3 protein-coding genes and 2 pseudogenes are annotated in these 3,414 nt (G+C 65.3%); all 5 read left to right on the top strand.

Annotated features, from left to right (window positions below; translation table 11 throughout):
- Nucleotides 1–321 (top strand): annotated as a pseudogene (locus tag ENZ75_RS25695) (hypothetical protein); the annotation flags it as partial.
- On the top strand, nucleotides 294–455 hold the full coding sequence (locus ENZ75_RS25690; protein ID WP_013528842.1) for a DUF1328 family protein: 162 nt from the start codon (nucleotides 294–296) through the stop codon (nucleotides 453–455). The pseudogene ENZ75_RS25695 and the gene ENZ75_RS25690, both read left to right, overlap by 28 nt.
- A 96-nt stretch (nucleotides 456–551) precedes the next feature.
- Nucleotides 552–1,436 (top strand): diaminopimelate epimerase, encoded by an 885-nt coding sequence (dapF, locus tag ENZ75_RS25685; RefSeq protein WP_013528841.1) that lies wholly within the window; start codon nucleotides 552–554, stop codon nucleotides 1,434–1,436.
- Complete coding sequence (gene mtaB, locus ENZ75_RS25680; protein WP_063169540.1) at nucleotides 1,436–2,749, top strand: tRNA (N(6)-L-threonylcarbamoyladenosine(37)-C(2))-methylthiotransferase MtaB; 1,314 nt, start codon at nucleotides 1,436–1,438, stop codon at nucleotides 2,747–2,749. The genes dapF and mtaB overlap by 1 nt, the downstream gene beginning before the upstream one ends.
- A gap of 12 nt (nucleotides 2,750–2,761) precedes the next feature.
- A pseudogene (locus ENZ75_RS25675) lies at nucleotides 2,762–3,414 on the top strand (signal recognition particle-docking protein FtsY); the annotation flags it as partial.

Below are 3,414 nucleotides of genomic sequence, written 5' to 3'. Positions count from 1 at the left end.
ACATGGCGGTTTCCGCTTCGCCATCCTGCCGATCGGCGCCTATGAGCCGCGCTGGTTCATGGCGCCGCAGCACCAGAATCCTGGGAAGCCGTGCAAGGCATGACGCTGTGCAACGCCGCCCATGCCGCCGGCTGTCACTGGGGCACCTTCCAGCTCACCGACGAGCTGATCGACGAGCCGGCGCGCAAATTGACCGAGGCGCTTGACGATCAAGGCATCGGTTCGACGGAACCCCAGCGCTGCAACCGCGTTTTCATGTGGTTGAAATATCTGCCGGTTTGCGAGGCATTGTCATGCTCAAATGGATTATCATTCTCCTGATCGTCGCCGCGGCGGCGAGCTTGCTCGGCATGCCGGCACTGGCAGGTGCCGCGGCCACCGGTGCGCGTATCCTTATCGGCATCGTTCTGATCATCTTCCTGCTGGTGGTGCTGGGCATTTTCGCCGTCACGTAAGTCCGGCGCTTTCGCCGAGACCAAGCGGCTGCGCACTGGTAATTCCTGCCCGTTTCCGCCATATAGCGCCAAACGGACACGGAATTTTTCGGAGCAATGGCCAGCACTGCCCCTTTCGCCAAGATGAACGGCATCGGCAACGAGATCATCGTTGCCGATATGCGTGGCCGTGCCGATCGGGTGACGGCGGCGGCGGCGGTTGCGCTGAACGCCGATGCCGCGACCAGCTTCGACCAGATCATGGCGATCCATGACGCCAGGACGTCTGGCACCGCCTTTTTCATCGACATCCTGAATTCCGATGGAACCGGTGCGCAGGCCTGCGGCAATGGCATGCGCTGCGTCGTCCAGGCGCTCGCCGCCGAGACCGGCCAGAAGATCTTCACCTTCGAGACCGTGGCGGGCATCCTCAATGCGCGCGAACACGCCGACGGTTCGATCTCGGTCGACATGGGCACGCCGCGCTTCGGCTGGCAGGATATCCCGCTGGCCGAGGAATTCCGCGACACCCGCATGATCGAGCTGCAGATCGGCCCGATCGACGCCCCCGTGCTGCATTCACCCTCGGTCGTTTCGATGGGCAACCCGCACGCGATCTTCTGGGTCGACAACGACGTCTGGTCCTACGAGCTCGACCGCTTCGGTCCGCTGCTCGAGAACCACCCGATGTTCCCCGAGCGCGCCAACATAACCATCGCTCAGGTTACTTCGCCCGAAACCATGATCATCCGCACCTGGGAACGCGGCGCAGGCCTGACCAAGGCCTGCGGCTCGGCCTCCTGCGCGGCCGTGGTGGCCGCGGCCCGCACCAACCGGACCGGCCGCAGCGTCAGTCTGTTGACGCCAGGCGGCGGCACGCTGCATGTCGAATGGCGCGACGATGACCACGTGGTCCTGACCGGCGCCGCCGAATGGGAATTTTCCGGCAACTTCGACCCGTCGATCGGGACATGGGCCCGCGACACTGAAAGCGCGGCCTGATGTCCGCTCTGCCCAAGAGCCCGGTGTCCCCGGGGATCGATGTCGTCACCTTCGGCTGCCGGCTCAACACCTATGAATCGCAGGTGATGCGGCGCGAGGCTGAAAGTGCGGGCCTCGGCGCGTTGGAAGGTGGCGCCGTGATCTTCAACACCTGCGCCGTGACAGGCGAAGCAGTGCGCCAGGCCAAGCAGGCGATCCGCAAGGCGCGCCGCGACAACCCGCAGGCGCGCATCATCGTCACCGGCTGCGCCGCGCAGACCGAGCCTGAAAAATTCGCCGCCATGGACGAGGTCGATCTCGTGCTTGGCAATGAAGAGAAGCTGAACGCGAATTCCTACCGCGCGCTGCCGGATTTCGGCGTCAACGACACCGAGAAGGCGCGCGTCAACGACATTTTTTCCGTACGCGAGACCGCAGGTCACATGGTCGACGCCATCGAGGGCCGCGCACGCGCCTTCGTCCAGGTGCAGAACGGCTGCGACCACCGCTGCACCTTCTGCATCATTCCCTACGGCCGCGGCAATTCGCGCTCGGTGCCGATGGGCGCCGTGGTCGAGCAGGTCAAGCGGCTCGCCGGCAACGGCTATGCCGAGATCGTTCTGACCGGCGTCGACATGACTTCATTCGGCGCCGACCTGCCGGGCGCGCCGAAGCTCGGCAAACTGGTGAAGACCATCCTGAAACAGGTGCCCGATGTGAAGCGCCTGCGGCTGTCGTCGATCGATTCGATCGAGGCCGACGACGATTTGCTCGACGCCATCGCCACCGAGCCCCGGTTGATGCCGCATCTGCATCTGTCGCTGCAGTCGGGCGACGACATGATCCTGAAGCGGATGAAGCGAAGGCATCTGCGCGATCAGTCGATCCGCTTCTGCGAGGATGTGCGCAAGCTGCGCCCCGGTATCGTCTTTGGCGCCGACATCATCGCCGGCTTCCCGACCGAGACCGACGAAATGTTCGAGAACTCGGAGAAAATTGTCGAGGAGTGTGGCCTGACCCATCTCCACGTCTTCCCCTTCAGCCCACGCGAAGGCACGCCTGCCGCGCGCATGCCGCAGCTCCGCCGCGAGGTGGTCAAGCAGCGCGCCGCCCGGCTGCGCGCCGCCGGTGAAGTTGCCTATGTCAGGCATCTGTCGTTGCTCACCGGTACGCGTCAGTCGATCCTGATCGAGCGAGACGGCCTTGGCCGCACCGAGGGTTTTACGCTTGCCGCACTCGGCACGGGCGCACCGGGTGAGATCGTCGAGGCCGATATATCGGGCCACGATGGTACCAGGCTGATCGCGGCGCCGCTTGCCGCCCGCGCCGCCTGAGAAACGCAAAGCATGGCTGGTTTTTTCAAGAAGATATTTTCGTTCGGCAAGAAAGAGGTGGTCGAGGAACGGATCGACGAGACCGCCCCGCTACCGCCGATCAAATGGGAAGCACTCGATGCGCTGAAGCCGGCGGCCGAACAGGTCGTCCCGGAGTTCTTGAAGCGCGATGAGCCGCGGCCCGAGGCAGAAACGACGCCGACGGTCGAGCCGGAGGTAATTCCTGCGCCGGAACCGGCGCCTGTCGAGGAACCGGTGCCCGCGCCGGAGCCGACCATCCCGCCAGCACCGGAGCCGACTGTTCCCTCCGAGCCGGAACCTCTGCCGGAGCCCGCGCCGAAAGAAGAACCGGCGCCCGCGCCAGAGACTCCAGAGCCGCCGGCGCCCGAGGAAGTTCCGCTCACCCCTGCGACTCCCGAACCCACGCCCGAACGGCAGCCGCAAGAAGTCCCAGCGCCGGCGCCGGCCGAACCGGAGATCGTCCCGTCACGCCCGGAAAAGCGGCCGGAGCCGGCACCAGTCGAAGTGCCGACGCCGGCCGAGGTTCCGGCAGAAACACCAGCGCCGATCGAGGTGCCCACACCGGCGCCGTCCCCTCTTCAGCCGTCTTCAGAGGCCGGCGCCGCTCCTCATCCGCCTGCCGGCACCTTCTCCCCGTATAGCGA

Source organism: Mesorhizobium sp. M7A.F.Ca.CA.002.04.1.1, from assembly GCF_004022805.1.
Taxonomy (GTDB): domain Bacteria; phylum Pseudomonadota; class Alphaproteobacteria; order Rhizobiales; family Rhizobiaceae; genus Mesorhizobium; species Mesorhizobium ciceri.
The sequence above is the reverse complement of the archived record's forward strand: the minus strand, read 5'-3'. Positions and strand labels throughout refer to the sequence as shown.